At 59.0% G+C, this 25,698-nt stretch carries 28 protein-coding genes and 1 tRNA gene; 10 read left to right on the forward strand and 19 right to left on the reverse strand.

The features are described from left to right. Positions 1-155: 155 nt before the first annotated feature. The 13 genes from B9A24_RS10095 to B9A24_RS10155 all read right to left on the reverse strand — a co-directional run bounded on the left by B9A24_RS10095 (position 156) and on the right by B9A24_RS10155 (position 9,002). Positions 156-1,091 carry a hypothetical protein gene (locus tag B9A24_RS10095; protein ID WP_084445226.1) on the reverse strand — a complete coding sequence of 312 codons (936 nt, stop codon included), beginning with the start codon at positions 1,089-1,091 and terminating at the stop codon, positions 156-158. 93 nt (positions 1,092-1,184) lie between these two features. Then, positions 1,185-1,709: a hydrogenase maturation protease gene (locus B9A24_RS10100; protein ID WP_084445228.1), complete on the reverse strand. Its 525-nt coding sequence runs from the start codon at positions 1,707-1,709 to the stop codon at positions 1,185-1,187. Beyond that, positions 1,699-2,415 carry a DUF6503 family protein gene (locus tag B9A24_RS10105; protein ID WP_143434889.1) on the reverse strand — a complete coding sequence of 239 codons (717 nt, stop codon included), beginning with the start codon at positions 2,413-2,415 and terminating at the stop codon, positions 1,699-1,701. The genes B9A24_RS10100 and B9A24_RS10105 overlap by 11 nt, the downstream gene beginning before the upstream one ends. Before the next feature lie 119 nt (positions 2,416-2,534). Further along, a complete protein-coding gene (locus B9A24_RS10110; protein WP_084445232.1) occupies positions 2,535-3,173 on the reverse strand; it encodes a Rieske (2Fe-2S) protein in 639 nt (212 codons plus the stop codon). An 11-nt stretch (positions 3,174-3,184) separates the two neighbouring features. Next, the gene (locus B9A24_RS10115) at positions 3,185-3,598 is read right to left on the reverse strand and encodes a hypothetical protein (RefSeq protein ID WP_084445234.1); all 414 of its coding nucleotides are present in this window, start codon (positions 3,596-3,598) and stop codon (positions 3,185-3,187) included. Beyond that, positions 3,598-4,143, reverse strand: a complete 546-nt coding sequence (locus tag B9A24_RS10120) for a hypothetical protein (RefSeq protein WP_084445237.1) — start codon at positions 4,141-4,143, stop codon at positions 3,598-3,600. The genes B9A24_RS10115 and B9A24_RS10120 overlap by 1 nt, the downstream gene beginning before the upstream one ends. Positions 4,144-4,317: 174 nt before the next feature. After that, entirely contained in the window at positions 4,318-6,201 is a 1,884-nt protein-coding gene (locus B9A24_RS10125; RefSeq protein ID WP_084445239.1) for a nickel-dependent hydrogenase large subunit, read from the reverse strand. Between the two features lie 12 nt (positions 6,202-6,213). Continuing rightward, complete coding sequence (locus B9A24_RS10130) at positions 6,214-6,483, reverse strand: hypothetical protein (protein ID WP_084445241.1); 270 nt, start codon at positions 6,481-6,483, stop codon at positions 6,214-6,216. 1 nt (position 6,484) lies between these two features. Continuing rightward, positions 6,485-6,778 carry a hypothetical protein gene (locus B9A24_RS10135; protein WP_143434890.1) on the reverse strand — a complete coding sequence of 98 codons (294 nt, stop codon included), beginning with the start codon at positions 6,776-6,778 and terminating at the stop codon, positions 6,485-6,487. A 2-nt stretch (positions 6,779-6,780) separates the two neighbouring features. Further along, entirely contained in the window at positions 6,781-7,074 is a 294-nt protein-coding gene (locus tag B9A24_RS10140; RefSeq protein ID WP_084445245.1) for a hypothetical protein, read from the reverse strand. A gap of 2 nt (positions 7,075-7,076) precedes the next feature. After that, positions 7,077-7,412 (reverse strand): hypothetical protein, encoded by a 336-nt coding sequence (locus B9A24_RS10145; protein ID WP_084445247.1) that lies wholly within the window; start codon positions 7,410-7,412, stop codon positions 7,077-7,079. Then, entirely contained in the window at positions 7,400-7,711 is a 312-nt protein-coding gene (locus B9A24_RS10150) for a hypothetical protein (RefSeq protein ID WP_084445249.1), read from the reverse strand. The genes B9A24_RS10145 and B9A24_RS10150 overlap by 13 nt, the downstream gene beginning before the upstream one ends. 1 nt (position 7,712) lies before the next feature. Beyond that, positions 7,713-9,002, reverse strand: a complete 1,290-nt coding sequence (locus tag B9A24_RS10155) for an NADH-quinone oxidoreductase subunit B family protein (protein ID WP_084445251.1) — start codon at positions 9,000-9,002, stop codon at positions 7,713-7,715. A gap of 275 nt (positions 9,003-9,277) precedes the next feature. On the opposite strand from B9A24_RS10155, the gene B9A24_RS10160 reads away from it, so the two are divergent. From B9A24_RS10160 to hypE, 5 genes are all read left to right on the forward strand, one after another. Beyond that, complete coding sequence (locus tag B9A24_RS10160) at positions 9,278-9,907, forward strand: TetR/AcrR family transcriptional regulator (protein WP_084445253.1); 630 nt, start codon at positions 9,278-9,280, stop codon at positions 9,905-9,907. A gap of 10 nt (positions 9,908-9,917) precedes the next feature. Then, positions 9,918-12,227, forward strand: coding sequence for a carbamoyltransferase HypF (hypF, locus tag B9A24_RS10165; RefSeq protein ID WP_159452021.1), 2,310 nt, complete (start codon positions 9,918-9,920; stop codon positions 12,225-12,227). A gap of 71 nt (positions 12,228-12,298) precedes the next feature. Next, entirely contained in the window at positions 12,299-12,622 is a 324-nt protein-coding gene (locus B9A24_RS10170; RefSeq protein WP_084445257.1) for a HypC/HybG/HupF family hydrogenase formation chaperone, read from the forward strand. Next, positions 12,619-13,731 carry a hydrogenase formation protein HypD gene (gene hypD, locus B9A24_RS10175; protein ID WP_084445259.1) on the forward strand — a complete coding sequence of 371 codons (1,113 nt, stop codon included), beginning with the start codon at positions 12,619-12,621 and terminating at the stop codon, positions 13,729-13,731. The genes B9A24_RS10170 and hypD overlap by 4 nt, the downstream gene beginning before the upstream one ends. A gap of 9 nt (positions 13,732-13,740) precedes the next feature. Then, positions 13,741-14,805 (forward strand): hydrogenase expression/formation protein HypE, encoded by a 1,065-nt coding sequence (gene hypE / locus B9A24_RS10180; RefSeq protein WP_234997175.1) that lies wholly within the window; start codon positions 13,741-13,743, stop codon positions 14,803-14,805. Positions 14,806-15,257: 452 nt separating this feature from the next. Here hypE and B9A24_RS10185 read toward each other — a convergent pair. From B9A24_RS10185 to pheS, 4 genes are all read right to left on the reverse strand, one after another. Further along, positions 15,258-15,334, reverse strand: a tRNA-Asn gene (locus tag B9A24_RS10185). A 95-nt stretch (positions 15,335-15,429) separates the two neighbouring features. Further along, the gene (locus B9A24_RS10190; protein WP_143434891.1) at positions 15,430-15,876 is read right to left on the reverse strand and encodes a hypothetical protein; all 447 of its coding nucleotides are present in this window, start codon (positions 15,874-15,876) and stop codon (positions 15,430-15,432) included. Next, positions 15,860-16,774 (reverse strand): 3-hydroxyacyl-CoA dehydrogenase NAD-binding domain-containing protein, encoded by a 915-nt coding sequence (locus tag B9A24_RS10195; protein ID WP_084445263.1) that lies wholly within the window; start codon positions 16,772-16,774, stop codon positions 15,860-15,862. The genes B9A24_RS10190 and B9A24_RS10195 overlap by 17 nt, the downstream gene beginning before the upstream one ends. A gap of 84 nt (positions 16,775-16,858) precedes the next feature. Further along, positions 16,859-17,905 (reverse strand): phenylalanine--tRNA ligase subunit alpha, encoded by a 1,047-nt coding sequence (gene pheS / locus B9A24_RS10200; RefSeq protein WP_084445265.1) that lies wholly within the window; start codon positions 17,903-17,905, stop codon positions 16,859-16,861. Between the two features lie 205 nt (positions 17,906-18,110). Between pheS and B9A24_RS10205 the strand changes: the two genes are divergently transcribed. The 3 genes from B9A24_RS10205 to B9A24_RS10215 all read left to right on the forward strand — a co-directional run bounded on the left by B9A24_RS10205 (position 18,111) and on the right by B9A24_RS10215 (position 19,941). Next, on the forward strand, positions 18,111-18,665 hold the full coding sequence (locus B9A24_RS10205) for a hypothetical protein (RefSeq protein ID WP_084445267.1): 555 nt from the start codon (positions 18,111-18,113) through the stop codon (positions 18,663-18,665). 296 nt (positions 18,666-18,961) lie between these two features. Continuing rightward, entirely contained in the window at positions 18,962-19,333 is a 372-nt protein-coding gene (locus B9A24_RS10210; protein ID WP_084445269.1) for a hypothetical protein, read from the forward strand. A gap of 134 nt (positions 19,334-19,467) precedes the next feature. Continuing rightward, positions 19,468-19,941, forward strand: coding sequence for a hypothetical protein (locus B9A24_RS10215; protein WP_084445271.1), 474 nt, complete (start codon positions 19,468-19,470; stop codon positions 19,939-19,941). Between the two features lie 85 nt (positions 19,942-20,026). Here B9A24_RS10215 and B9A24_RS10220 read toward each other — a convergent pair whose 3' ends face one another. Both B9A24_RS10220 and B9A24_RS10225 read right to left on the reverse strand, forming a co-directional pair. Further along, entirely contained in the window at positions 20,027-21,295 is a 1,269-nt protein-coding gene (locus B9A24_RS10220) for a M16 family metallopeptidase (protein WP_084445273.1), read from the reverse strand. Positions 21,296-21,368: 73 nt separating this feature from the next. After that, a complete protein-coding gene (locus B9A24_RS10225; protein WP_084445275.1) occupies positions 21,369-22,859 on the reverse strand; it encodes an ArnT family glycosyltransferase in 1,491 nt (496 codons plus the stop codon). 295 nt (positions 22,860-23,154) lie between these two features. Between B9A24_RS10225 and B9A24_RS10230 the strand changes: the two genes are divergently transcribed. Beyond that, positions 23,155-25,155: an alpha-ketoacid dehydrogenase subunit alpha/beta gene (locus B9A24_RS10230; RefSeq protein ID WP_084445277.1), complete on the forward strand. Its 2,001-nt coding sequence runs from the start codon at positions 23,155-23,157 to the stop codon at positions 25,153-25,155. 168 nt (positions 25,156-25,323) lie between these two features. Further along, positions 25,324-25,605 (forward strand): hypothetical protein, encoded by a 282-nt coding sequence (locus tag B9A24_RS10235; RefSeq protein WP_084445279.1) that lies wholly within the window; start codon positions 25,324-25,326, stop codon positions 25,603-25,605. Positions 25,606-25,698: the final 93 nt, after the last annotated feature.

Here is a 25,698-nt window from a genome sequence, read left to right on the forward strand (position 1 = left end):
TGAAAGCTCCTTAATGCACCCCTAAACTAGACATTGATTCTGATAGCAATCCGTCAATCACCTCGCTTTATACCACCGCCGAAAAAAGAATGTCATGCTTCGGCCGGCGGACGCCAGATTCAGCATGACATGCTACGAGTTACAAAGCCCGACAATTAGTTCGACGCCAGCGCTGCGGGCTTGTCAAAGATATCGGGGGCTAGCGAAGCGTTAAATTTCACGTCGGACACCTGATACTCTTCCAGCAACTTGCCGTTGCTGCGGTAGTATTTGTTGGAGTGGCTGAGCACGATGCCGCCCTCTTTTTTAAAGTCCGACAGAAAGATTTCCTCCGGCTGCACGTTGTCTTTCATCGAGGGGTAGTGCTCGATTTTGCGGATGAACTTAGTGGCGGGGTCGGTGTAGAATACCCAGCGGTCGTGGCCCACTTTGGGGTCGAAGGTCACGTCCAGCAGCTGCACTTTCTCGCCGTTGAGCACTGCTGTGCCGCCGTTGCGGGGAATCACGCCACCATCGGCCAGCTTGAAGGGAAATGACATGCGGTAGAGCGCCATTTCGACGGCGCACAGCGGCGAGCAGCCCTCGTCGTCGCACATCAGCTCCATGTCCTCAGCAATCTTTTTGGGGTCCACTTCTTTTTCATCCAGCGAGGCCCAGTAACCGCCTTTGTCCCGGCCCAGCAGCACCTGGCCGCCTTCGGGCGTACGGGTCTTGATCAGCACCTGGTGGCCGTCTGAGGTGTTGCGGAAGGAAAAAGCTTCGCTTGACTGCTTGATAACGCGGCCGTTCTCGTCGTAGAGGCGGTGGGTACGCACGAAGCTACCGTCCTTAACGTTTTGCCAGGCCTCCATGCCCCCAGCGGCCGCAATCATATCCTTCACCATCTTTTCGCCCGATTCGGGCCGCAGAAACAGCCACCAGCCCGCCACGCCCGCAGCTAATAGCAGAACGATAACGCCCGCCGTTTGAAACAGGCGAATGCGCCGCAGCGTGAGGGGCTGCACCAGGTCTTTGACCGCCAGATCGGCCTCCCAGAGTAGCTTCGGATTTCGCTCACCCGGAGAATAAGGGGTTTTGGAGGGCTCTTTCATAGCGGAAGTGATTAAAAGGTGGAGGCAAAATTTTGCTGGCCGTTTTTTGGCTTACGTAGCCAATTGCTTTTCAGGCAGGCAATTGGGTGAAAGTTATTCTTCAATGATAGGTGCGCTTTTCAACGAGCCCAGCACCCATTCCCGGACGCGGGCCAAGGCGGCAGGCATGGCCGCCGCCACTGCCGGACTCACCCCAATGCCAATTTCCTCGTGCTCCACCGACTCGCAGCCCAGAAAGAGCACCTGCTTCGGCAAAACCTTCAGGGCTTTGGCCATCATCAAGGCTTTCAAGGGATTAATATAATGCATATCGGCTAGAAAGTCGTTCTTCTCATCCTCCGGCAGCTGGGCCACGTCCTTCACTTCCACCTCCCGAAAGTGGATGGTGCCCGCCGGGCCGCCCCACTTCACGATGTCGAGCAGAATCAGTACCTCGTAGCCGTCGAACAGCTGCTGCACCAAGTGCAGGCCCGCCGAACCGATTTCCATTATTCTGACGGACGCGGGCAGCCCGCCCTCTTCCTGCAGCTCCTGCGCCAGCAGCACCCCGAAGGCGTCGTCCTGACGCAGCTCGTTGCCGACGCCGGCGATGAGGATAATCGGCGGATTATTGGGCATCAGGAATCCGGAAATGGTCGGCCGCGAATTCCTGGTCGAATGCCATGTTGGCGTGCTCACTTTGCGAGATGAGCCTACCCGGCTTGTTCAGCGTATCGGCCTCGTAGCCTTTGCGCATGGCAGGGAGCAGCAGGCCGTTGGCTTTTTCCAGCTTTTCGTAGCGAGTGTAATCCCAGTAGTTGTTTTTGCCGTTCAGGGAATTGGCCAGCAGCTTGCCCGTGCCAGGCTCGAAATAGTAATACCATACATGGTCGGGGTTGCTGCCGGCCCCCTTGCTATAGGAGGCCTTCACCTGGGCCGGGTCGCCGTCCGACAGTGTCACCTGCCCCACGTATTCGGCCTTGATTCCGGGGCCCTTTAGCTTGAAGGGCATACACATCACGTATTCTGATCCGTAGCTGGAGTTCCAGGCCCCGTCGATGTCCTTTTGCTTCGTGGAAACCTTGCCGTTGAAGAGCTTGCGGGCCTGCTGACCATCGTGGAGCAGGGTGATGGCCGTGTCGTTGAGCGTGTAGGTCACTTTGGCCCGAAACTCGGGCCTGAGCTGGTAGTCGAAGTGCTGATTTACCACTCTGGCAACTTTGCCAGTGGAGTCGTAGCTGGTGGCTTTTTTGTCGAAAGACAAGGTTTTTTTCTGCTGCCAGGCCTCGTAGCCGCCGGCGTAGGCAATGGCCCGGTCGAGGATGACGCGGGACGAGTCGTCCATGACCACAGGCAGCGCGGCAGCGGCTGGGGGGCTTTTTTCGGTGCTTCGTTCATGACATCCAGCCAGAACGACCAAGGTGAAAAGCAGGGCGGAAGCACTGTATTTATTCAGCATACCCATTACATATGAAGGCCAATACGGATTTGTCCTTCGTCGCCGATGGTCACCGGGTAAGTTTTGAGCCGTTGCAGGGCGTTGGTTTCCATCACGCCGTCGGCGAGGCGGTAGGGACAGCCGTGCCAGGGGCAAATGAGCACGCCGTGCTTCAGCACCGCGCCGTCGAGCGGCAGGGCGGTGTGGCCGCAGCAGTTTTTCACGGCGTACACCTGGCCGTCGGTCTTGCAGATGAGGATGTTCTCGTCGTCCTCGGCGTACTTGTAGGTGGTATCGTCCTTGAGGGTGTGGGCGTTGCCCACCGGAATCCAGCGCGGGTACTGGCTGCTGCGGCTGCCCCCACCGATCTCCGACTGCACGGCCACGCCGTTCTGAATATCGGTCTGAAACAAATCGTAGAGGCTGAAAAGCAGGCTCACGGCCTTGTCGCCGGCCATGGTCAGGCGTAGGCCGGGGTAGTTGATAATGATTTCCTTGAACAACCGGGTCAGCGCCTCGCGGTGCAGCAGGTCGAAGTGCTGCAATAGCTCGTGCATATCGTCCTTGACCTTGGGATAAGGCAGGCGTTCCAGGTCGCCCATCATTTCCTCCAGGCGCGCCACCATGGGCTCGTACTCGGCGTCCGACACGAAAATGTGGTCCATGAGTTAGGGAGTTAGGCGGGGTGCTGGTGGCGGCTGTCGGCGCAGTTGTGCACGCAGTCTTCGAGCTTCTCGCCCTCGTGGTAGCAGAACTCGCAGTCGGGGCCGCACTCGCCGTGTCCGCCCTTCTGCATGCCATCAAAGGCGTTGCGGAAGATGTTGCCCGCTTCCTTTTTGCCCATGGGCGTGAGGCGTACGGCGCTGGAGTCGCTCAGCTCGTCGCCCTTGGTTTGCAAGTAGCCGGCCTCGATGTTGAAGCGCAGGTGCAGCAGCAGCTTGTCGGGCTTGGTATCGAGCAGGGAGAGCAGCCGGCCGAAGGGCACGGCGTCGGCCAGCCCTTCGCCCTCCATCCAGTAGAGGACCTGCAGGATTTCCTCGCGCCAGAACAAGGCGTCCAGCTGATTGGTGGGGTCGGGGGCGTCCGGCATCAGGCTTCCTGGATTAGGGTGTCACCATACAGCGGCTCGTAGGTCAGCAGCTGGCCGTTGTCCGCTGCAGTAAGGTACTGCAACGTGCGGATTAAGTCGGGAATGGCGGCCTGCATTTCCGGGGTGAAATGCTCGCCCGCCTGCTCCGGGCCGGGCTCCACATCTACCAAAATGGTTTCGCTGGGCCATATCTTAAAATACTCCCCGATGATAAGCAGGTTCTCGACCGAAGTGACGCCCGTCACCGCATCGCCCACGCAGCGCTGAATCAGCTCCTCGTCGGGCAAACTGCCCCCCCAGCGAAACACCGAAATGTCGCCCACCGCCCGGCCCGGCCGCTCCAGGGCCGCGAGCAGAATCACGCGCTGGTACGGCGCCGTGCGGGCCTGAAACTTCTGCACGATGGCAATCGGGCCCCAGTTCAGCTCATCTATTTCTACACCGGGTGCCCAGTCGATTTTTTGCAGCTCGGGGCGCAGCACGGAGCCGATGGAATGATTGCACAGGTTGTGGTAGCCCACGGTGCCGATGATAACCTGTTTCATTGCACTAGTTGCGGGGGTTTATTTGGGTAAAAGGTCAATTCCATGAAAGAACGTCATGCTGAGCGGAGCCGAAGCATCTCTACCGCTTCGTTGCAATGCCAATCTAACGGCGTGGTAGAGATGCTTCGACTTCGCTCAGTATGACGTTCTTTTTATTTCTTTCCTTTCTTTCTTCTACTCCAGCCCGCAGGCACAAGTCGTCACTTCCCGCGTCACCATGTAGTCGCTATCGGCTACCTGAATGTGTGTGGTGCATGGCATACAGGGGTCAAAGCTGCGGATGGCCCGTAGAATGTCGATGCCCTTGAATTTCTTGTCCGGGTTGTCCAGCTCTACGTTTTCCAGAATGGGCGTGTTGAGCACCGCTTCCTCGTAGGGTCCCGGCGTGCCCCAGGGCGTGTGCGGCGAGGCATTAAGGGTGGAAGGGGTGAGAATCTGGTAGTTGGAGATGGCGCCGTCGTCGATGATGAGGTGGTGGGTGAGGAAGCCGCGGCCGGCCCCCCAGAAGCCCACGCCGATGTGCGTGCCTTTGGTGGGTATGGTGAACGGGGTGCTCATGCGGGTTTCGCCCTGGCGCAGGTAGTCCATGGCCATGTACCAGTTATCGAGCGCCACCAGGGCCGAGTACGGGATGCAGAAGGCCCGGGCGCGGTTGCGCTCGAAGGCGTTCCACACCTTTGGGATGTGCCATTCCAGCGTCGCGGCGGGCATATTGTGCTTGGGCACGTTTAGAATCATGCTGTGGCCGGTGGGGTTCACGAAGCGGCGCGATACCACCTTGTTGGCTTTGGCCGTGATGTAGAGGCGGGCGTAAGCCCCGGCTTCCACCGAGTTCCGGTCCCAGGTGGGGCAGGTGTCCCAGGTGTAGCGGTCGCGCCAGCTTTGCTTGCCGGGCTTGGCGATGGTTTCCTTGTTCCAAGGGTGGTTGGGGCTCAAGGGGCGGCCCTCCAGGTCTTCCTTGAAGCGGTGGCCGTCCCACTTTTCGTAGTAGGAGTGCTCCACAAATTCCTCCAGGCCCACGTTGATTTGCTTGAGGCTGGTGGTGACTAATTCGCCGTCAATGAGCACGCCCGGTGTCGACCAGCGGGCGTTGCCCCAGGTGTCGCAGTTTTTGTAGGAAGCGTCGTAGTAGTCGGGGTGGTCCCACACGCCGGTTTCTATCATGGTGGCGGGGCGGGCGCCTACTTTGGCGTAGTCGGGGTTGCATTCGAGGAAGAAGTCGAACACGTCGTCCCAGAGCCCTACCACCTTCTGACCGTAGTCAAAGAACTTAATGAGGCGCTGGTAGACTTCGTTCAGCACCGTGATGTTGACCGTGACCGAGAGTCCGCCCGGCACCACCGACTGCGGGTGCGGGTACTTGCCGCCAATCAGCACGTACGCTTCGCGGGCCACGCGGGTCATTTCCAGCGCCTCGATGTAGAGCTTGCCGGTGAGCGGGTTGAGGTCGCGCATGATGTCAATCATGAGCTTGTAACCGTGGGCCGCGCTGTTATTAGCGGGCGTGGTTTTGGCGCGCTCCACAATCTCGGGATTGGTTTCGCTCACCAGCTGCTCCGAATAGTCGGGCCCGGAGAGCAGAAACAGGTGCAGCGGGTGGTCGTAGAGGTATTCCACGGCCAGCAGAATGTTGCGCATCACAATGGCCAGGGGCGGCGGCTTGATGTCGAGTGCCATTTCGATGGCCAGGGCCGACACCGTGGAGTGTACCCCGCCGCACACCCCGCAGGCCCGGCTGCTGATGTAGGCCGCATCGAGCGGGCTGCGGCCCTTCAAAATGATTTCGTACCCCCGAAAGAGCGTCGCCATGGAGTTGCTGGAAATAACCTTCTTCTCCTTCAAATCGACCACGCTGTGAAACGCCAGCGCCCCGGCAATGCGGGTCACGGGGTCGTAATCGACGTTTTTCAGGAAGCCGTTCTTGCCCAGCAGATCCTTGAGCTTGTCCTCGTTCTTGCCCAGGTCTACCACGTTGTAGGAGTAGGGGTTGCTCACCCCTTCCTTGAGCGTGGCGTTGCCCTCGGCGTCGAACTCTATCGGCAGGTTTTTAAAACACATACGGGGGTAGGATTATAGTTTCAGGACGCCGGCAATGGCTACCAGGTGAGAATTGACCGAAGACAGCCCGCCGTGCAGCTGGCCCAGCGTGCCGTTGATGGTCGTGAGCTTGCCCGCCAGCGGGGCGGTATCGTTGGCTACCTGCTGCAGGCCGCCGGCCAGCGCCTGGAGGTGCGCCGCGCCCCGGAACAGATAGATGATGACGCCGACCAGGTACACCACCAGCACCAGCACCACGAGGGCCACCACCACGAGGGTTGCGAGGAAAAGATAGTCGCCCATGTCAGTTGAATTTAGTGGCCCGGCCGGCTAGCGTGACTTTAATGGTTTCGGCGTTGGCATTGATGCTGCCGGCGCTGCCCAGGATGTCGGTGGCAACGCTGATGGTGCTGTCCAGGGCCGTGATGTGGCCGGTGTTGCCAGCGATGCCCAGCCCGGCCTCTTTCATCTCACGCAGGTAGCGCTCGATGCTCATGGCGGCCAGCAGCGTTTTGTGCAGCAGGCGAATGATGAAAGGCAGCAGCAGCACGGCCACGGCCAGCACCACTATCCAGAGAACGTAAACAACAGAAGGCATGGCTATACGTTTTTTTGTTGCAGCGCATTTTGAATAGTCCCTTCCAGGTTGGTGTTCACCACCTTCAGCCCGGCCCCGATATTGGTCAGGGTCGTGTTCAGCCTGGTTACCTGCACCGGCAGGTGGCCGGTTTCGGTTTCGATGGCCCGCAAGCCCATACGCAGCTTGCCCAGAAAGCTCACGCCCGTGCCGCCGATGTCCACCAGCAGCCGGTGAATACCAGCCACAAAATATAGCAGCGCGCCCACGAAGAGCAGCACCAGCAACACAGTCAGAACCATCAGCAAGGTGTACATAATCAGGCGAATTTACGGTGTTCAAAAACGCAGGCCGGACAGCCGGGGCAGCCGGCGGCGTGCTGCTCAATGGCTTTCGTGCCGCCAATAATCTTGACTGCGGTGGCGTAAATCTGGTCCACCACTTGGTTGGTCACGGTCAGGTAGATGGGTATCTGGATGGTGTTGTTGGCCACCAGCTTGCCCTCGGTCCAGATTTGCTGCACGCCACCGAGAATTTTCCGGGCAGTGTTGCGAATCATGATGAGCAAGAAGGCTACTACAAGGGTCACCACCAGGCCCAGGACCAGGGAAATTATCCAGACGCGGGTCAGGGCTTCGGTGCTTACCGTTTCCATTCGGGTTGATTTTTAGGTTCGGTTTCGACTAGGGCCTGCGCCACCGCGCCGGCGTTTTCTTCAATTTTGTCGGCTTCCTGCAGAATGTCGATGGCGGTGTGGTTGGTGTCCTGCAGGCCCCAGATGCTCATCGTGTTTTCCTTGATGGTTGTCACGATACCCAGCGCGGCCGTGGCCAGATTGAGAATGCGCCGGGCTGCCACCCAAATCAGGATAAGCAGCGTGGCCGCAATGAGCACCACGGCCCCGACCAACGCCAGCGCTATGTAAAACTCGCGGTAGTAGGCGGCGTCGTTCATCTTATTGCTGCGTTAATTCCTTGGTGGCATCTGCGTGCGGGCCCGTGCTATCCGGTTGGAAGCCCGGCGGGGTACTCTTGTCGTTGGGCCGGCGGGCGCCGGCCTGCTCGTTGGCCCCACCCCAGCCGGTGCCGATGAAGGCTGGTTTGCTTTCGGGCCGGGAGCCGGGCCGCACGCTGCCACGGAACTGCATGGCGCTGTAGAAGTAGTGCGCGACCTTTTGCAGGGCGCTCGGCTCCGCTACGTGGCCCCAGCCCGAAGTGACGTGGCCCTGCTTGTTCCATTGGTTGCTGCGGTTGCCGTACATCATGGAGAAGCGGCGCAGGTTGCGGATAAAGTAGCCGGTAGTTTTCGAGGTCGTCGACGACACCACGGTGCCCGGCGGCTTGGTGTAGAAGGGCGAGAAGTTGTCAGGAAAGCCCGGCATGGTGCAGCCGATGCAGGGCGCGCCCACGTTCATGCAGCCGCCCACGTGGTTGATGGCCCCGCGCTTGTTGATGTTGCACTGCACTACCGGCCCCCAGCAGCCGATTTCGACCAAACACTGCTTGTCGCCGAATTCTTTGGCGAAAATGCCTTCCTCATAAAAGCCCCCCCGCGTGCAGGTCTGGTGCACGGTGTCGGTGAAGAGCCAGGCCGGGCGGCCCAGGCTATCGAACTCGGGCAGCGGACCGATGCCCTGCAAGAACATCAGCACGGCCGCCACCGTCTCGGTGAAGTTGTCGCCCTGCGGCGCGCAGCCGGGGATGTTCACCACCGACAAGCCCAGCGTGCTGCGGTAGTCCGCGCCCAGAAAATCCATCAGGCCCATGGAGCCAGTGACGTTGCCCGCCGCGGCCGGAATGCCGCCCCAGGTGGCGCAGGTGCCAATGGCGATAACGGCCGCCGCGTGCGGGGCCATCAGCTGCAGGATGTCGGCGGTGGGGAAGGGCTGCATGTCGCCATCCACCTCGTGCCGGCCCAGCGCCACCCAGTAGCCGCCGTTTTCGTCGTTTTTGCGCTCGTCGGCAATCGAGCCCTCGTACACCACCACGAACTGCTTGCCCAGGGTCCCATTCATAGCCTGATGGAAAGGCTCCATGAACTCATCGCCCGCTTCTACTGACAGCACCGGGTGGTGCAGCACGATTTTGGGCAGGCCCGGCATGTTGCCCGTGAGCAGGCCTTCAACGGAGGGCGCGGTAGCTCCCACGGTCGAAACGGAGCAGCCGTCGCAGCTCATGCCGGCCAGCCAGAATACGTGGATCTCGTCGAGGGCGTCGGCTACTACAGCAGGTTGGGAAGTGGCCATGGCGACTGGATTTATTTACATAAAGCTAGAATTATTACCTTGTCGAACAACTTTTCATTATAGAAAACATTTTCTAATTTGGGTTGGTGTATAGCCCTGAAAGAGAGCTGATTCATCGGTGCGTTGAAGGCAGCCGGGTGCAAAAAGAACCTCATGCGTGTCGTGGCAATTATTCAAATTCAACCGCCCGCCTGAACCTACTCGCGTATTGATTTTCGTTACCTTCCCCTCTTGCTTATCCGCCACCGTTAGCCCCCGAAAAAGCCCCCCAGCCGATGAAACACACCAAGGCGCACCTGCTGGATAACGCTCTGCAGCTGTTCAATAAAAACGGCTTCGTGAACGTGCGCCTGCAACATATTGCCGACGCGGGCTGCGTGAGCGTGGGGCACCTGGCTTATCATTTCATGGACAAGAAGTGCATGGTGGAGGCGCTGTACGAGCAGCTGAGGCAGGCCCAGGAAGTGTCGCTGTACGAATTTCGGATGGCGCACCTGTTCGAGGACATCGACCGGCAGCTGCGCGCTATTTTTCACTGCCAGCAACAGTACCTGTTTTTTTACCTCGATACCCTGGAAGTGCTGCGGGCTTATCCGTGCATCAAAAAAAAGCACCAGCAGCACATCGCCTGGCAGGTGGAGCAGATTGAGTGGATGTTTCAGTTTAACACGGACCGCAACACGTTCCAACTGCCCTCCCGGCAGGGCCAGTACGTGCAGCTGGCGTGGCTGTTCTGGATGACGATGGACAACTGGGTGTACGCCCGCAAAATCAGAGGGCAGGACCACCTGAGCGAGGACGATTTCGTGGCGGATCTGTGGTCGCTGATGGCTCCTTACCTGACCCCGGAGGCGCAGCAGGAGCTAAAGATGCTGTCGGCCAATTCCAATCTGCGGCTTTACTAACTCGGCTGTCTTGAAAAAGCTTCCCACCTGGCACATCCATATACAAGGGCTGGTGCAGGGCGTGGGATTTCGCCCGTATGTCTACCAGCTGGCCCGCCGGGCGGGGTTATGCGGCTGGGTAAATAATACGGATGATGGGGTGCACGTCGAATTCAATGCTGATCCGGCGGCGGCTACCCGTTTCTACGAAGCCGTCGTAGCCGGTGCCCCGGCCCTGGCACGTATCACCGCCCACCGTTTGGCGGCGGCGGCGGCCGCAGGATATGACGACTTTCGCATCCTAGCCAGTGAGAGCGGCGGGAACCCGGTTTTGCTGGTTTCGCCCGATCTAGCAGTGTGCGCGGCCTGCCTTGAGGAAGTACACGACCCCAGAAATCGTCGGTATGGGTACGCGTTTACCACCTGTACGCAGTGCGGGCCGCGCTATTCCATTATCCGGCAGCTGCCCTACGACCGGGAGAATACGACCATGGCCCCTTTCGTCATGTGTCCGGCCTGCACGGCCGAGTACCACGATCCCTTGAACCGGCGGCATTTCTCCCAAACCAACTCCTGCCCGCGGTGCCCGGTCAGGATGACGTTGTTTGACAACCGGGAGCAGCTGATTGAGGCCGACCAGGCAAGCATTATTACCCGGATTTGTGCGCTGTGGACCGCAGGAAAAATAGTGGCCCTCAAAGGCATCGGCGGCTACCTGCTGACCTGTGACGCGGCCAATCCGGCGGCCATTCAAGAGCTGCGGCGGCGGAAGCACCGGCCGCGCAAGCCTTTGGCCCTCCTGTTTCCCAGCGTAGCGCGGCTGCAAAGGGAGGCCACGGTCGGCGAGGCCGAGCTGCGGGAATTGCGAAGCGTAGCTGCTTCCATTGTGCTGGTAGCCTTGCTGGCGCCGGCCCAAAGCCGCTTGGCTCTTCCGGAAATTGCCCCCCGGCTGTCAACAATTGGGGTGATGCTGCCCTACACGCCATTGTTTGAGCTGCTGCTCCAGGCGTTCAACGAGCCCATCGTGGCTACCAGCGCCAACGCCAGTAGCGCGCCCATCGTGTACCAGGATGCGGATGCGGCAGCCTGGCGGGAGCTGAGTGCCCTGGCCGACTACGTGCTGACGCACAACCGGGAAATTCTGGTGCCCCAGGACGACAGCGTGGTCAGTTTCAGTGTGCACGCCCGGCAGCGCATAGTGCTCCGGCGCGCCCGCGGGCTGGCACCTTTGCTCGACAGCCGGCCCGCATTTGCCCCCCAGACCACGGTTTTGGCCACCGGCGCCCTACTCAAGAGCAGCTTCACGCTGCTGCACCACGCAAACACCTACGTCAGCCAAAGCCTGGGCAACACGGATAACTACGACGCCCAACAGGTGTACGCGGCATCCCTGCGGCATTTGCTGGCCTTGTTTCAGGCCCGGCCGGCCGTGGTGCTGACCGACCAGCACCCCGACTACTTCACCACTCACCTGGGCCAGCAGCTGGCGCGGGAGTTCGGCAGTCAGCTGGTCCGTATTCAGCACCACGAAGCGCATTTCGCGGCGGTGCTGGGCGAGCATGACTTACTGGCTGCCGCCGAACCCATTCTGGGGGTAGTTTGGGACGGCACCGGCCTGGGTTCCGATGGACAGATGTGGGGCGGGGAATTCTTCGTCTACCAGCACCGGCAGTTCTCACGGGGGCAGCACTTCAGCTATTTCGACCTTTTTCTGGGCGACAAGATGGCCATTGAGCCCCGGCTCGCCGCCTTTTCACTGGGCCATCAGCTGGATGACGCGGCGGCGCTTCTTCGGCCGAAATTCTCCGCTGCCGAGTGGCGCAACTACGGCCGGATCAGCGGGAAAAAAAGTATTCAGACCAGCAGCGTGGGCCGGCTGTTCGATGCCGTGGCTTCCCTGCTGGGCTTGCTGGATAAAGCCAGCTTCGAGGGCGAGGCCGCCATGCTGCTGGAAGAGCAGGCGCTCAGCTATTTCAAGGACAGCTCGACTATTCCCCTAAGCTGGCTGGAGCAGCAGGCCCCGGCAGCTTTTTCTTCCCAATCTCTGATGGCGGCGGTTGTAACCCGGATTGCGGCCGGGACGGAGAAAGCAGCCATAGCCGCCTGGTTTCACGTGCGGCTGGTAGTGGCCATCCGGCAGGCCGCCGCGATTCACCAGTGTCATACGGTATGCTGTGGCGGCGGGGTGTTTCAAAACGGCTTGCTGGTTGACCTGGCAGTGAAAATTCTGGGGGAGCGGCACCGCTTGTATTTCAACCAGAGTTTGCCCCCCAACGATGAGAATATTTCATTTGGGCAGCTGCAATGGTTCGCCCGCACGGCAACCGCGGCGGCTCCCTAAAATTGCGTATGTTTAGTACGAGGCTGCGGTAAAAGCCCGCCGGTTTTTATTCGTTTTAATTCCCGAAGACCATGTGCTTAGCCATTCCCGGAAGAATTAAATCCATTGAAGCGCCGCGCACGGGGCACATGCGCATGGGCCGGGTCGAGATGGGGGGCATCGTGAAGGAAATCAACCTGCAATTGGTGCCCGAAGCCCAAGAAAACGACTACGTGCTGGTGCACGTGGGGGTGGCCATCAGCGTGGTGGATGAGGCGGAAGCCGCCCGCGCTCTGGAATTTTTGCAGCAGATGAACGAGCTCGACGAGCTCTACAACTCACCCGAGGAAGGCGCGAAGCCCACCGAAGAAACCACGCGCCAGGCCGACGCCATCATCAACCGCATGATGTCATGAAGCACCTCACCGAATACCGCGACCCCGTGCTGGCCGGGCAGTACCTGGCCGAAATCAAGCGCACCGTGACCCGGCCCTGGACCATCATGGAAATCTGCGGGGGGCAAACCCACAGCCTGGTGAAGTATGGTCTGCTGCAAATGCTGCCCCCGGAAATCACCATGGTGCACGGCCCCGGCTGCCCGGTGTGCGTGACGCCCACCCACCTTATCGACCGCGCCATTTACCTGGCCCTGGAGTGCGGCGTCATCCTCTGCTCGTTCGGCGACATGCTGCGCGTGCCCGGCTCCGAAAAAAGTCTGCTCCAAGCCAAGGCCGAAGGCGCCGACGTGCGCATCCTCTACTCCCCGCTGGAAGCCGTGAGTCTGGCCCAAAAATACCCCGACCGCGAGGTAGTATTCTTCGCCGTGGGTTTTGAAACCACGGCTCCGGCCAATGCGCTGTCGGTAATCCAAGCCCACCAGCTGGGGCTGACCAACTACTCCATCATCGCCTCGCACGTGCTGGTGCCGCCGGCCATGGAGGCGTTGCTCGGCGACCCTGAAACCGTGGTGCAGGCCTTCCTAGCAGCCGGCCATGTGTGCACCATCATGGGCAACGGCGAGTATTACCCGATTGTCGAGAAATACCAGGTGCCCATCATCGTCACCGGCTTCGAGCCCATCGACTTGTTGCAAGGCATTCTGATGGTGGTGCGCCAGCTGGAAAAGGGCGAGGCCCGCCTGGAAAACCAGTACGCCCGCGTGGTGCGCGAGCACGGCAACCAGCCCGCCCAGCAGGCCATCGAGGAGATTTTTGAAGTCAGCGACCGGATGTGGCGGGGCCTAGCCGTGATTCCGCACAGCGGCCTGGAAGTAAAAGCCAAGTACGTGGCCTTTGATGCTACGCGCAAATTCGACGTGCCGCTCACCGACACGAAGGAGGACGAAACCTGCATTGCCGGGGCCATCATGAAGGGGCTGAAAAAGCCGCTCGACTGCCCCAACTTCGGTACCACCTGCCACCCAGCGCACCCGCTGGGCGCGCCCATGGTGTCGTCGGAAGGCTCGTGCGCCACCTACTACCATTTCTATTCGGCCCTGAGCGCGACCGCGCCCGTGGAAGCCTAAGCCCTGCCCATGCCCGAACTCGACCGCAAAGCCGCTATGCAGTTGCAGTGCCCTATGCCGCAGCTCGATTTCGATATCATCACCCTCGGGCACGGCAGCGGGGGCGTGCTCACCCACAACCTGCTCAACAGCGGCGTTTTCGACATCCTTAAAAACGACTACCTCGACCAGCACCACGACGGCGCCTTCCTGCCCGTGCGCAGCCCCGTGGCCTTCACCACCGACAGCTTCGTCATCACGCCGGTGTTCTTCCCCGGCGGCAACATCGGCGAGCTGGCCGTGTACGGCACCGTCAATGACCTGGCCATGTGCGGGGCCACGCCGAGGTTTCTGTCCCTGAGCTTCATCATCGAGGAAGGCCTGCCGATGACCGAATTTTGGGACATCCTGGTCAGTATTAAGTTTGCCTGCCAGCAGGCCAATGTGCAGGTAGTAACCGGCGACACCAAAGTAGTGGAGCGCGGCAAGGGCGACAGGATTTTCGTGAACACCACCGGTATTGGCGAAATCCACCCCAAGGCCCACATTGCCGCCGATAACGTGCGAGCCGGCGATAAAATCATTGTGAGCGGACAGGTGGCTACGCACGGCATGGCCATCATGTCGGTGCGCGAGGGGCTGGTATTTGAAACCGAGCTGGAAAGCGACACCTGCAACCTCTACCCGGCCGTGGAGCAGCTGCTCGAAGCCTTCGGGGCCGACATCCACTTCTTGCGCGACCCCACCCGCGGCGGGGTGGCTACCGTGCTCAACGAGCTTGCCCAGGACTGTGGCCTAGGCATTGATCTAGTGCAAAACGACATTCCGCTGAGCGAGCAGGTGGAAGGGGCCTGCGAGATGCTCGGGCTGGACCCGCTCTATGTGGCCAATGAGGGCATCTTCATTGCCGTGGTGCAGGCCGACGTGGCCGGGCAGGTGCTGGACGTATTGCGCGCTACGGGCACTGGCCAGAATGCCGCCATCATCGGGGCCGTTACGGTAAGTCACCCCAGGCAGGTCATTCTCACCAGCAGCATCGGCGGCCGGCGGATGCTCAATATGCTGACCGGCGAACAGCTGCCCCGCATCTGCTAGCCATGCCTCTGTTTATCAGGATTTCAAGTAACATACACCTGCTAGATGGTGCAAATGAAAGCAGACCGAAGCAGAGCGCGTCCTTCAAGTGCTTGGCCAGATAACGAGCGCAAGAGCGAGATTTCGCCCGACCAACCCCGCTCGACGCCAGTTGACCGGAGTGGCCCCGCCTCCAACCACCACAAAATCCACTTCCTTCTTTCGCTGGCTTAGCTAGGCCATCTCGCCTCTACCACCGGGCGTTAGACAAACTCTATCAGGATGTGCCTGATCTCCAAACGATACGCTTTTTGAATCAGCAGCATTGACGTGGATCAGGCACCATAAAACGAGCCAGTAAGGCTTAGAAGGGTGTGGCTGACTACATAAAAGGATTGACTATTTACTCTTCACGGGCAAACCAAAAAAAGGCCACTGGTAATCATATGATTACCAGTGGCCTTTTTCAGTAGTGGCGCTCCCTCCTGGGCTCGAACCAGGGACCCTCTGATTAACAGTCAGATGCTCTAACCGGCTGAGCTAAGGAAGCGGTTATGCCGACTTTATCAGTCGTTGCGGGTGCAATGTTAGGACAAAGCCTTAAAAATCGCAAATGCTTTCTGGTTTTTCTTTGAGTTGAATTTATTAATTCGTGATTGTCAGTAAATTACCAGAAAGCGAAGTAGCATATTGGCGGAGTGGCCGGGGAGCGGGACCACCACGCGTTTGACCTTGCAGCGTAAACTGCGAGCTGCAGCAGGCATCGGCCAGAAATAAGCGGGAGGCATCTATGCTCACTGTGGAGCACGCGGCATCATAGGGGCGATAGGGGCAGTTGCGCTCGAAAGCTAGGTAAGTAGTAGCGTTTTGGCGCACAATGATAAGCCCGCGCACGCCGCCCGGTATCTCTGCCGCGCCGTTGTCGGTGCGCAGCTGCGGGTAGCGCTGATCCAGTACGCTGATGCTTTCATTAAAGCTAATAAACGGGATTAGCGGCTCTGCGCTGCTGGAGTCGCCACAGCCGCTCAAGCCAAGCACAAGAGCGAGGCTCATCAGGGCGCGTTGGGGGGCTTTTTTAGCTAGAATAGTCATAGAATCCCTTACCCGTTTTGCGACCGTGGTGGCCCGCGTCTACTTTCTGCTGCTGAATACGGCTGGGCCGAAACTTGGGGTCGAAGTGAAATGCCTCGAACATGGCGCTGGTTACCGAGAAGTTGGTATCCACACCAATTAAATCCATGAGGCGGAATGGGCCCATCCGAAAGCCAGTAGCTTCCAGCAGCTCATCCACTACGTCAAAGGGCGCCACTTGCTCCTCCACTACCTTGAGGCTCTCGACATAGAAATGCCGGGCCACGCGGTTCACGATAAACCCCGGCGCATCGGCGGCACGCACGGGCTGCTTACCGAGCTTTTCAGCCAGAGCCTGCACCGCATCAGCAACTGCTGGGGCCGTAGCCACGCCGCTAATGACCTCTACCAGCGGCATCAGGGGTGCCGGATTAAAGAAGTGCATCCCCACGACGCGCTCCGGATGAGGAACTGCTGCCGCTAGCCGCGTTATCGGCAGCGACGAAGTGTTGGAGGCCAGAATAGTCTGGGGGGCATTTTGGGCCGCCAGATTCTGGAACAGCTCATGCTTTACAGCCAGCTTCTCAACCACGGCCTCGATAATCAAATCGGCCTGCACGATGGCTAAGTCGGTGGTGGGGCGGAGGCGGGCCAGGGCTGCTTCGCGTTCTGTGGAGGGCATTTTTCCCTTCTCCACCAGCTTACCCAGGCCAGCCGCGATGGCTACCTCTGCCTTGGCCAGAATATCGGCGTTCAGGTCAAATAAGATGGTCGGAAAGCCATGCTGTACGCAAAGCTGCGCGATACCCAGCCCCATAGTGCCTGCCCCGACTACCGCTATTGTTTTGATGGGCTGCGGAACCGATACGCTAGCCGCCGGCTGCGCGGAGGAGGCGGTATTTTCGGGGGAAGGAATCATAGCAAATCAGGCTAAAGTAGGGTAGAAGCAGGCATGCTATTTGGGCTGAAGCAGCAGTTTAGTGCTTTGATCGTCAGGGATTTGTTAAGAGATTATTCCCTCGAACTGGTGCAAAAACCGCAGATCGTTTTCCGTGAACAAACGCAAATCCTTGATCTGATATTTCAGCATGGTAATGCGCTCGATGCCCATGCCCCAGGCGTAGCCAGAATAAATTTCGGGGTCGATGCCGGAGTGCTGGAGTACAGCAGGATCTACCATGCCGCAGCCGCCAATCTCGACCCAGCCGGAGCCTTTGCAGATGTTGCAGCCCGTGCCCTTGCAGATCAGGCAGGTGATGTCGATTTCGGCGCTGGGCTCGGTGAAGGGGAAAAACGACGGCCGGAACCGAATGTTGATATCGGCCCCAAACATCTCCTGCACGAAGTAATAAACCGTCTGCTTCAGGTCGGCAAAGCTCACGCCTTCGTCAATAAAAATACCTTCCACCTGATGGAACATCATGTGGGCGCGGGCCGAAATAGCCTCGTTGCGGTACACGCGGCCGGGCATAATGCTGCGAATAGGCGGCGCCTGGCACTCCATCACGCGCACTTGCACGGTGCTGGTGTGGGTGCGCAGCAGAAAATCTTCCCTCGGCTCAGCGGGATTGCGGCGCACGAAAAACGTGTCCTGCATATCGCGGGCCGGGTGATTTTCGGGAAAATTCAGCGCTGTGAAGTTGTGCCAATCATCTTCAATTTCGGGGCCTTCCGCCACGTTGAAGCCAATGCGGGCGAAGATGCGCACCATTTCCTCGCGCACCAAGCTCAGCGGATGGCGTGTGCCCAGGGCTCGCGGCACAGCTGGCAAGGTATAGTCGAAATCGGGGTTCTGGGGGGCATTTTCGCGGGCCGCTTCCAGCTCCTGCTGGCGCTGGGCAAACCGGTCCTGGGCCAGCTGCTTAAGCTGGTTTAGCTCCTGGCCCACGGCGCGGCGCTGATCCTGGGGCACGGTTTTGAGTTGCTCAAACAAATCGGCCAGTTGGCCCTTGCGGCCGGTGAAGGCCAGGCGAAACTGCTCCAGTTGCTCAGGCGTGGAAAGGTCGTGGGCTTCAATGGCCGCCCGTAGCTGGGTGATGGTCTCCTGCATAATACTGGCAAAGGTACGCGTCCGGCTCAAAATCCGGTGAGCCCCGTTGCGGCATGTATGACATCCGGGCTTCGCGGAAATTGGTACGATTGCTGCAAAAAGCTAGACAGAAACGGGTAAAGACTAAACGTGGGGCGCCACCCGTTTGTCCTCCGACGGTGGCCAGAGGTTCTGGCCCGATATTCATCGCCAACTCACCCTTCCTATGAAATCCTTTTTGATATCTGCTTTGGCGCTGGTCGCCATCTTCCATACTTCCGCTCAAGCTCAAACCACTAACAGCACCCAGTCAACGACCAATGAATGGTTTGGGTCGTTGGCCCCGGCCTCTACCGATGATGACGCTTGGGGCAGCGCTCCAACTACTACGGCCGCTCCGGCTGCCGCTGCCGAGGAAGTAACCGGCTACCGTACTGGCTGGATGAGTGCCCCCGGCATTAGCCTGAGCACCCACCAAAAGCCCACCACCGATTATTGGGGCCGCCCACTGAAAAAGCAAGCGAAGGCCGCCAAAAAGGCCGCAACTGTGGCCGCCGCCGATACAGAAAATGAAGCCGCGGCCGAAACCGATCCTATGATGCGCTCCTCCGGCGTAATGGTGGCACCTGGTATGAGCAGCTCGCCTTACCGTGGCGTGAGCACCGATTATTGGGGCCGGCCGTTGAAGCGCAAAATCCGCCGCTCAGCCTCCTCATCTCTGGCCGCTCAGCCTGCCTCTGCCCCCGCCAACGCCGACGACGATATGCCAGCTTCTTGGTAGTCAGCGGTCTGCTTAGCACTTGTTTCAGCTAAAGGTGGTTTTCAATCTCATCTGTCCGGGCTAGTAAAATGCGCGTATAAGGCAAGAGTACCATCGCAAAGAATTTAATTGTGATGATACAAAGGGTTTAACTGGCCTTGTGTTTGCTTTTTCAAAGACACGGTCCGTACAAAAATGCTCCCTGCAGAAGATGAACAATGTACCCGATGCGGGGGGCAAACTTGAGAGTAACGGGGTGACGGCGCTAGGCCGCTGCCCCTTGCTTTACTTATATATTCACTTCTACCCCTTGCCCCATGAAAATTAGTTTACTTGCTGTCGTGGCCCTCGTGTTTTTGTTTGTAGCCGAGCCTGCCCAGGCTCAAACAAAGAAAACCACCACCACAACTACCAAAAAAACTGCGAACGGCTACCACCGCACCAGCAATGTGCGCGCAAAGTCCCGCGCCGGTGCCTACTCCCGCTACGATAGGTCTAGACGGCGCAATGAGGGAACGACAAAGCTAGCGCCCGGCCTGCGCCTGAACATGCCCAGCCCGCCCACTACCGACTACATGGGCCGCCCGCTGAAGAAGCCCGTTGCCAAGGCTGCTTCTAGCTCATCAACGCTTTCTTCGGATAAGACACCCATTAAAAAGACGTCGACGGTTATTACTAAAAAGCAGTAGTAACCCCTTGGTTTTCAAAGCAAAAGTTGAAGGTGCCTGAATAGTTTTTCGAATAATCGACTACTATTCAGGCACTTTTGTACGCAAAATCGTATTAGGGCCGTTACAACCTGTAACCGCTAACCTACTTTGCTATGCTCCGACTTGCTTTTTCAGCCCTGATTTTGACTGCCTGTGCGGGTGGAACCAAAGCGCTGGCCCAACAACAGCCCGCACCGGCTGCGTCTAAATCCGCACAACCCGCACCCGAATCCGCGCAGCCCGCGACGCAAGCGGCGCAGCCTGCGACCCAGCCCGCACCTAAAGCCGATGCACCGCCAACTTCTTGGATTGCGGCGGCGGCTTACGTCGATGAGGCCGAAAGCGACCCCATATCGCGCAGTGGCGGCCAGCAGATAGCGCCCGGTTTTACGGCTGCGCCTTCCCGCCGGGTGATGACCGATTACCAAAACCGTCCTCTGAATAAGCCCTTTAAGCGTGCGCGCCGCGTAGATGCCCCAGCCGTTCCGGCTCCCGCACCAGCAACCAACACGATGGGCAACCAAACAGCGCCGCCGGCCGCTGCTCCCGCTCCGGCTAAAGAAACCCCAACTGGGAGTGACTGGTAAGAGCTAGGATTGACGTAAAAAAAGCCCCCAACACAGGTGTTGGGGGCTTTTTTGTGTGTGATGTCTATTAAAAAACCATTAGCTTTTATTCAGCAACTACCAATTCCTCAACGGCTTTAGGTTGTGCCCGATAATACAGGGTGCTGCTGTTTTCGGGCCGCAGAATTTCGCGGGCGGCTTCCAATACATGCTCGGGCGTGACGGCCTGAATGCGGGCGCTTTCCTCGTTTACCAGGTTAGCATCACCCATGAGCTTACTGTAAGCTAAGTTCATGGCGCGGTTGAGCAACTCGATTTCACTGAACACAATGCTGGCTTCGGCCTGATTTTTTACTTTCTCCAATTCCTCGGCCGTTACGGGTGTAGCGCGAAGCTCGGCTACTACTTCTTCCACGGCCGCGTCGGCTTCTTCCAGACTCACGCCGACGTTCAACTTACCGCTGATAACCAACAAGCCAGGCTCCAGTGAGCCCGTGCAGGAAGCTGAAATGCCGTTGAATAATTGCCGGTCCTTTATCAGCCGCTGGTAAAGGCGCGAGGATTTGCCCCGCCCCAACACATCAGACAACAGATCGGCGGCGGTGTAGGCGTCGTCGGCGCGGCCGGGCATGTGGTACACTTTATAGAAAGCGCTCAAGGGCACATCCGCCTTTATTTCGAGAAAGCGAGCTTCTGTTTGGCGGGGCTCAGCCGGCAACTGGCGCTCATAGCTGAGGCCGCCGGGAATAGGGCCGAACCACTTTTCGGCCAGGCGTTGGGCTTCGGCCAACGACACGGCACCGGCAACCACCAGAATAGCGTTCTGAGGGGCATAATGCTTGGCAAAAAAGTTACGCACATCATCCATCACCGCATTTTCGATGTGGCTGATTTCCTTGCCGATAGTTGACCAGTTGTAGGGGTGATGCTGGTAGGCCAGCGGACGCAGGCGCAGCCACACGTCGCCGTAGGGCTGGTTGAGGTAGTTTTGCTTGAACTCCTCTATCACTACCTTACGCTGTACTTCCAGGCCATTATCTGAGAAGGCCAGGCCCAGCATGCGGTCCGATTCGAGCCAGAAGCCAGTTTCGATATTGGCGGCGGGCAGGGTAAGGTAGTAGTTGGTAATGTCGGGGGAGGTAAAGGCATTATTTTCGCCCCCCACGCGCTGTAGCGGCTCATCGTAGCTCGGGATGTTCACCGAGCCGGAGAACATCAGATGCTCAAATAAATGGGCAAAGCCCGTGTGGCTGGGGTCTTCGTCGCACGAGCCCACATTGTAGAGCACGTTGAGCACGGCCATCGGTGTGGAATGGTCTTCGTGCACGAGGCAACGCAGGCCGTTGGCGAGGGTAAATTCCTGGAAGTGTATCATTAAAACCTGAGCTAAAGTCGAATGAGAAGGTAAATAGCAAACCGCAAGCTAGGGTGTTCGGTTCGGGCCAGCGTTAGCGGCGGGCTTCCAGCCGAAACGTTACGCAGGAGTCAGTGCGGAATAGAACGCGGGTTTGGTAGTACTGTTGCCAGGGCTTCCAGGCTTTTGCTCCGCAAGTTGTCACAACGCGGGGCGGAGTGGCCCAGCCTACCTGCCAGGGACCCACGCGCGTGATGCGGTGGCCATATTGCGCCGTCATAGCAGCCATATAAAACTCGGGGCTGTCATTAAAAAAACCGTCGTCGCCCAGCAGGTACTCGCGCAGGTGGGGCAGTTGCTGCGCCTGCGCCCGCAAATGGCGGCCGTACTGCAAGGATGAGTTGCGCCGGGCCACATCCGTGGAGCGCCGTGTGAGCATGATTTGTACGCCGTAGGGCTGCGCGGCTACCAGCAGCACCGCCGCCAGGCGCGCCGCCGCCGCCGGGCGACGGTGGTAATGAGCCGCCACGACGCGGCCCACCCACACCAGGCCGCCTGCCGCCAGCAAGGCCAGCAGCGGATATACCGGCGCGTCGTACCAATCCAGCTGCGTTTTTACCAGTGATATAACCAACAAAAACATTCCGGCCACAGTGCTCAGCACCCGACTCAGCCACCAGCCCCGGCTGCGGCGCGGTAGCCACCAGCCTAGCCCTATGCCGCCCAGTGCTGCCACCAGCCAGGCTCCAAACTTGGTTTCGGCTAGCTTACTTACATACCAGAAAAAGTGGTGGCCGTGGCCTTCCAGTTCCTCCCCGGCTGGCCCGCCTACCTCATACTGCCATACCCCCGCCAGATAACCAGGCGCAACCAACTCGCGAATCGTATACCAGCTGACCGCGACGCCCAGGATTAGAAAAAAAGCCCCCCAGGGGGCAAACTGGCGTAGCCGCCGTACCTGTCCCGTCAGGAGTGTCGCCACAATAATCCCCGGTCCGAAAAGCAGCCCAGCTATGCCTTTGGTGAGCACGGCTAAAGCGAAGGCGGCACCCGTGCCCCAGGCGTGGCGGGCGCGGCCCGTGGTCAGGTAAGCCAACCAGCTCAGCGTGCCCAGCGTGGTCCAGAGGGTGAGCAGCGCATCGAAGTCGCCGGTGCGGGATACGTGCAGGGTCACGTAGCCTTGCGTGGTTAGCAGTACCAAAGCTGCCAGTAGCCCGGCCCGCCAGCTGCCCAGCCAGCGGCTGCCGGCAAAATATACCACCAGCACCGTAGCCAGGGCCGCCAAGGCAGAAGGCAGGCGTAAGGCTACTTCCGTGGGGCCTAAGAGCTTAAAGCTAAGTGCCATCAGCCACGGGACCAGCGGGGGCTTACTGTTCCAGAGGTCAGGCTCGCCCCGGTGGGTAAGGACCAGCCAGTTGTTGCTCCGTAACATTTCGAGCGCATTCAGGCCGGTGCGGGCCTCATCCCACTGTTGGGCGGGCAAACTACCCAGTAGCCAGAACAGGGGCAACGCGGACACGGCCAACACCAGCAGCAGCCGAGCCAGTTGGTGAGCAAAAGGGGGAGCAGAGATAGAGCGCGGCAAAAAGAGAAAATAGCTTTAAGGCAGCTACACTGCCTGCACGGGAAGATGAGTGAGAAACCAGCAATTGAAAAAATAGCCCAACACAAACACAGAAGTGCAATCAGCGTGACGTTACTGGGGTGCTTAGCTGGCAGAAGCAGGAAAACCATGCATAGCTTGTGGCCTTATGCTTGGCCTCCAACTCAATTTGAGTGGACTTACGAGCAAAGATAGGGGAGACTGGCAGTAGGATAGCGTGCTCTTCTGCCCAAACCCGTACTTTTGCCCCCCGCTATCATTCCCTCTGTTTCCTCTCATGTCAGTAGCTACCCCCGCCCTTCAGTTCGACCGGAAAGAATACACCCAAGATGTACTGCTACACTTATATCAAGGCTTGCTGAAGCCGCGCCTCATTGAGGAGAAAATGCTTATTCTGCTGCGTCAGGGCAAAGTAAGCAAGTGGTTTTCGGGTATTGGGCAGGAGGCCATTTCGGTGGGGAGCACGCTGGCGCTGGAAGCCGACGAATATATTCTGCCGCTGCACCGCAACCTGGGCGTGTTCACGGGGCGCAATGTGCCGCTGGATCAGCTTTTTGCCCAATGGCAGGGCAAAACCACCGGCTTCACCAAGGGCCGCGACCGGAGCTTCCACTTCGGTACTAATGAGCACCACATCGTAGGCATGATCAGCCATTTAGGCCCTCAATTGGCCGTAGCTGATGGTATAGCCCTGGCCGATTTGCTCGAAAAAAACCCCAAAGTAACGCTGGTGTACAGCGGCGACGGTGGAGCCTCGGAGGGTGACTTCCACGAGGCCTTGAACGTGGCGGCGGTGTGGCAGCTGCCGGTCATTTTTATGATCGAAAACAACGGCTACGGCCTCAGCACGCCCAGCCGGGAGCAATTCCGCTTTGGCTCGTTCGTGGATAAAGGACCCGCTTACGGCATGGAAGCGGTGCAGGTAGACGGTAACAATGTGCTGGCCGTATATGACACCGTGCGCCGCCTGGCGGAGGATATGCGTCAGAACCCGCGCCCGGTGCTGGTAGAGGCGCTGACCTTCCGCATGCGCGGGCACGAGGAAGCCTCAGGAACCAAATATGTCCCCCAGGAGCTGTTTGAGGAGTGGACCAGGAAAGATCCGGTGACTACCTACGAGCAGTGGCTGCTGCGCGAAGGCATTCTGGATGAGGAAGCCAAGATGCGCTTCCGCGAAACCATCAAGCGGGAAATAGAGGAAGGCTTGCGCGTGGCTGATGCCGTGCCCATGCCGACGGCCAACGTAGCGGAGGAAATTGCCGATATGTACCGCTCATTCGAAGCCCCGGACCACGAACCCGCCGAAAATGCCCCCCAGACCGATAAACGCTACGTTGATGCTATCAGCGACGCCCTGCGCCAGAGCATGGAGCGCTACCCCGAGCTGGTGCTCATGGGCCAGGATATTGCCGACTACGGGGGCGTGTTCAAGATAACGGATGGCTTTGTGGCGCAGTTTGGTAAAGAGCGCGTCCGCAATACGCCTCTGTGCGAGTCGGCCATTCTCGGGGCCGGGCTGGGGCTTTCCATCAAGAAGAAAAAGGCCATGGTGGAAATGCAGTTCGCCGATTTCGTGACCTGCGGCTTCAACCAGATTGTGAATAACCTGGCCAAAAGCCATTACCGCTGGGGCCAGAACGCCGATGTAGTAGTGCGTATGCCGACCGGTGCCGGCTCGGCGGCGGGGCCGTTTCACTCCCAGAGCAACGAAGCCTGGTTTGTGCACACGCCGGGCCTGAAGGTAGTTTTCCCGAGCAACCCCTACGATGCCAAAGGCCTGCTGAATGCCGCCATTGAGGACCCCAACCCCATCATGTACTTTGAGCACAAGCTGCTCTACCGTTCCGTGAGCGGCCCCGTGCCGGATGAGTACTACACAGTGCCCATCGGGAAGGCAAAGCTGGTACGCGAAGGCGACACGCTCAGCATCATCACCTATGGTTTAGGCGTGCATTGGGCTACTCGCCTGGCCGAAGAAATGGACCTCGACGCCGACATCCTCGACTTGCGCACGCTGCTGCCCTGGGACGAAGAAGCCGTGCGCCAGACAGTTGAAAAGACCGGACGCGTGCTGCTGCTCCACGAAGACACGCTCACCGGCGGGCTGGGGGGCGAAATTGCGGCCTGGATAGCCGAGCATTGCTTCGAGCACCTCGATGGCCCCGTGCAACGCGTCGCTTCCCTGGATACCGCTATTCCATTTTCTCCGCCGCTGGAGCAGGCTTTCCTGCCCCAGCAGCGCCTGCGCGAGCGGGTAGAGAAGCTACTGGCCTACTAGGAAACAAACAGGCGAATGCGGCCGCCAACTTCAGAGGCGCGGCCGCGCCACGGCGCAAGACGGACGCGCCTGCCGCGTTGGATTAATAATTGAGGAGTGGGAGCTAGAAGTCCTGCTGAGGCCGGTTGCCATTGCGGGATAATAGTGAGTATTCTTACGTATTTAGTCATGTTCACCCCTAGCTGCCGCTGGCTGTTTGTGCTGGCCGCTCTGTCTTTTGCTACCGCCTGCCGACCTTACCGCTTGCCGAGCCCGACGGCCCCACCGCAGCCCAAAGCCACTACCAATACTGGCGACAACGGCGGCGTAGCCCCGGTTACGGCGCTCAAAGGCCAGCGCAACAGCTACGACAAGAATGGCTTGTTGAAAAAGAAAAAGTACGAGCGCCGTCGCGTTAAGCGTAAAGTGGGGCAGCGAATGCTCTTTGGCCGGCCACTGCCATTCCAGTAAGTCGTACCTGAATTGCCTGACTAGCGCAACTCTACGTATAATTGAATACTATCGAAAACTCTTCGGCACCAGAGTGCTTGGGGGGTAAATTTA

Origin of the sequence: Hymenobacter roseosalivarius DSM 11622 (genome assembly GCF_900176135.1) — a bacterium.
Taxonomy (GTDB): domain Bacteria; phylum Bacteroidota; class Bacteroidia; order Cytophagales; family Hymenobacteraceae; genus Hymenobacter; species Hymenobacter roseosalivarius.

Coding starts and splice junctions, on each gene's coding strand:
- B9A24_RS10130 (WP_084445241.1), bottom strand. CDS start 6,483: ATGGGCGACTATCTTTTCCTCGCAACCCTCGTGGTGGTGGCCCTCGTG.
- B9A24_RS10160 (WP_084445253.1), top strand. CDS start 9,278: ATGAAACACACCAAGGCGCACCTGCTGGATAACGCTCTGCAGCTGTTC.
- B9A24_RS10220 (WP_084445273.1), bottom strand. CDS start 21,295: ATGATACACTTCCAGGAATTTACCCTCGCCAACGGCCTGCGTTGCCTC.
- B9A24_RS10195 (WP_084445263.1), bottom strand. CDS start 16,774: ATGATTCCTTCCCCCGAAAATACCGCCTCCTCCGCGCAGCCGGCGGCT.
- B9A24_RS10135 (WP_143434890.1), bottom strand. CDS start 6,778: ATGCCTTCTGTTGTTTACGTTCTCTGGATAGTGGTGCTGGCCGTGGCC.
- B9A24_RS10095 (WP_084445226.1), bottom strand. CDS start 1,091: ATGAAAGAGCCCTCCAAAACCCCTTATTCTCCGGGTGAGCGAAATCCG.
- B9A24_RS10115 (WP_084445234.1), bottom strand. CDS start 3,598: ATGCCGGACGCCCCCGACCCCACCAATCAGCTGGACGCCTTGTTCTGG.
- B9A24_RS10105 (WP_143434889.1), bottom strand. CDS start 2,415: ATGGACGACTCGTCCCGCGTCATCCTCGACCGGGCCATTGCCTACGCC.
- hypE (WP_234997175.1), top strand. CDS start 13,741: ATGCCCGAACTCGACCGCAAAGCCGCTATGCAGTTGCAGTGCCCTATG.
- B9A24_RS10140 (WP_084445245.1), bottom strand. CDS start 7,074: ATGTACACCTTGCTGATGGTTCTGACTGTGTTGCTGGTGCTGCTCTTC.
- B9A24_RS10145 (WP_084445247.1), bottom strand. CDS start 7,412: ATGGAAACGGTAAGCACCGAAGCCCTGACCCGCGTCTGGATAATTTCC.
- B9A24_RS10190 (WP_143434891.1), bottom strand. CDS start 15,876: ATGACTATTCTAGCTAAAAAAGCCCCCCAACGCGCCCTGATGAGCCTC.
- B9A24_RS10235 (WP_084445279.1), top strand. CDS start 25,324: ATGTTCACCCCTAGCTGCCGCTGGCTGTTTGTGCTGGCCGCTCTGTCT.
- B9A24_RS10100 (WP_084445228.1), bottom strand. CDS start 1,709: ATGCCCAATAATCCGCCGATTATCCTCATCGCCGGCGTCGGCAACGAG.
- B9A24_RS10155 (WP_084445251.1), bottom strand. CDS start 9,002: ATGGCCACTTCCCAACCTGCTGTAGTAGCCGACGCCCTCGACGAGATC.
- pheS (WP_084445265.1), bottom strand. CDS start 17,905: ATGCAGGAGACCATCACCCAGCTACGGGCGGCCATTGAAGCCCACGAC.
- B9A24_RS10125 (WP_084445239.1), bottom strand. CDS start 6,201: ATGTGTTTTAAAAACCTGCCGATAGAGTTCGACGCCGAGGGCAACGCC.
- B9A24_RS10205 (WP_084445267.1), top strand. CDS start 18,111: ATGAAATCCTTTTTGATATCTGCTTTGGCGCTGGTCGCCATCTTCCAT.
- B9A24_RS10150 (WP_084445249.1), bottom strand. CDS start 7,711: ATGAACGACGCCGCCTACTACCGCGAGTTTTACATAGCGCTGGCGTTG.
- hypD (WP_084445259.1), top strand. CDS start 12,619: ATGAAGCACCTCACCGAATACCGCGACCCCGTGCTGGCCGGGCAGTAC.
- B9A24_RS10230 (WP_084445277.1), top strand. CDS start 23,155: ATGTCAGTAGCTACCCCCGCCCTTCAGTTCGACCGGAAAGAATACACC.
- B9A24_RS10170 (WP_084445257.1), top strand. CDS start 12,299: ATGTGCTTAGCCATTCCCGGAAGAATTAAATCCATTGAAGCGCCGCGC.
- B9A24_RS10215 (WP_084445271.1), top strand. CDS start 19,468: ATGCTCCGACTTGCTTTTTCAGCCCTGATTTTGACTGCCTGTGCGGGT.
- B9A24_RS10210 (WP_084445269.1), top strand. CDS start 18,962: ATGAAAATTAGTTTACTTGCTGTCGTGGCCCTCGTGTTTTTGTTTGTA.
- B9A24_RS10110 (WP_084445232.1), bottom strand. CDS start 3,173: ATGGACCACATTTTCGTGTCGGACGCCGAGTACGAGCCCATGGTGGCG.
- B9A24_RS10120 (WP_084445237.1), bottom strand. CDS start 4,143: ATGAAACAGGTTATCATCGGCACCGTGGGCTACCACAACCTGTGCAAT.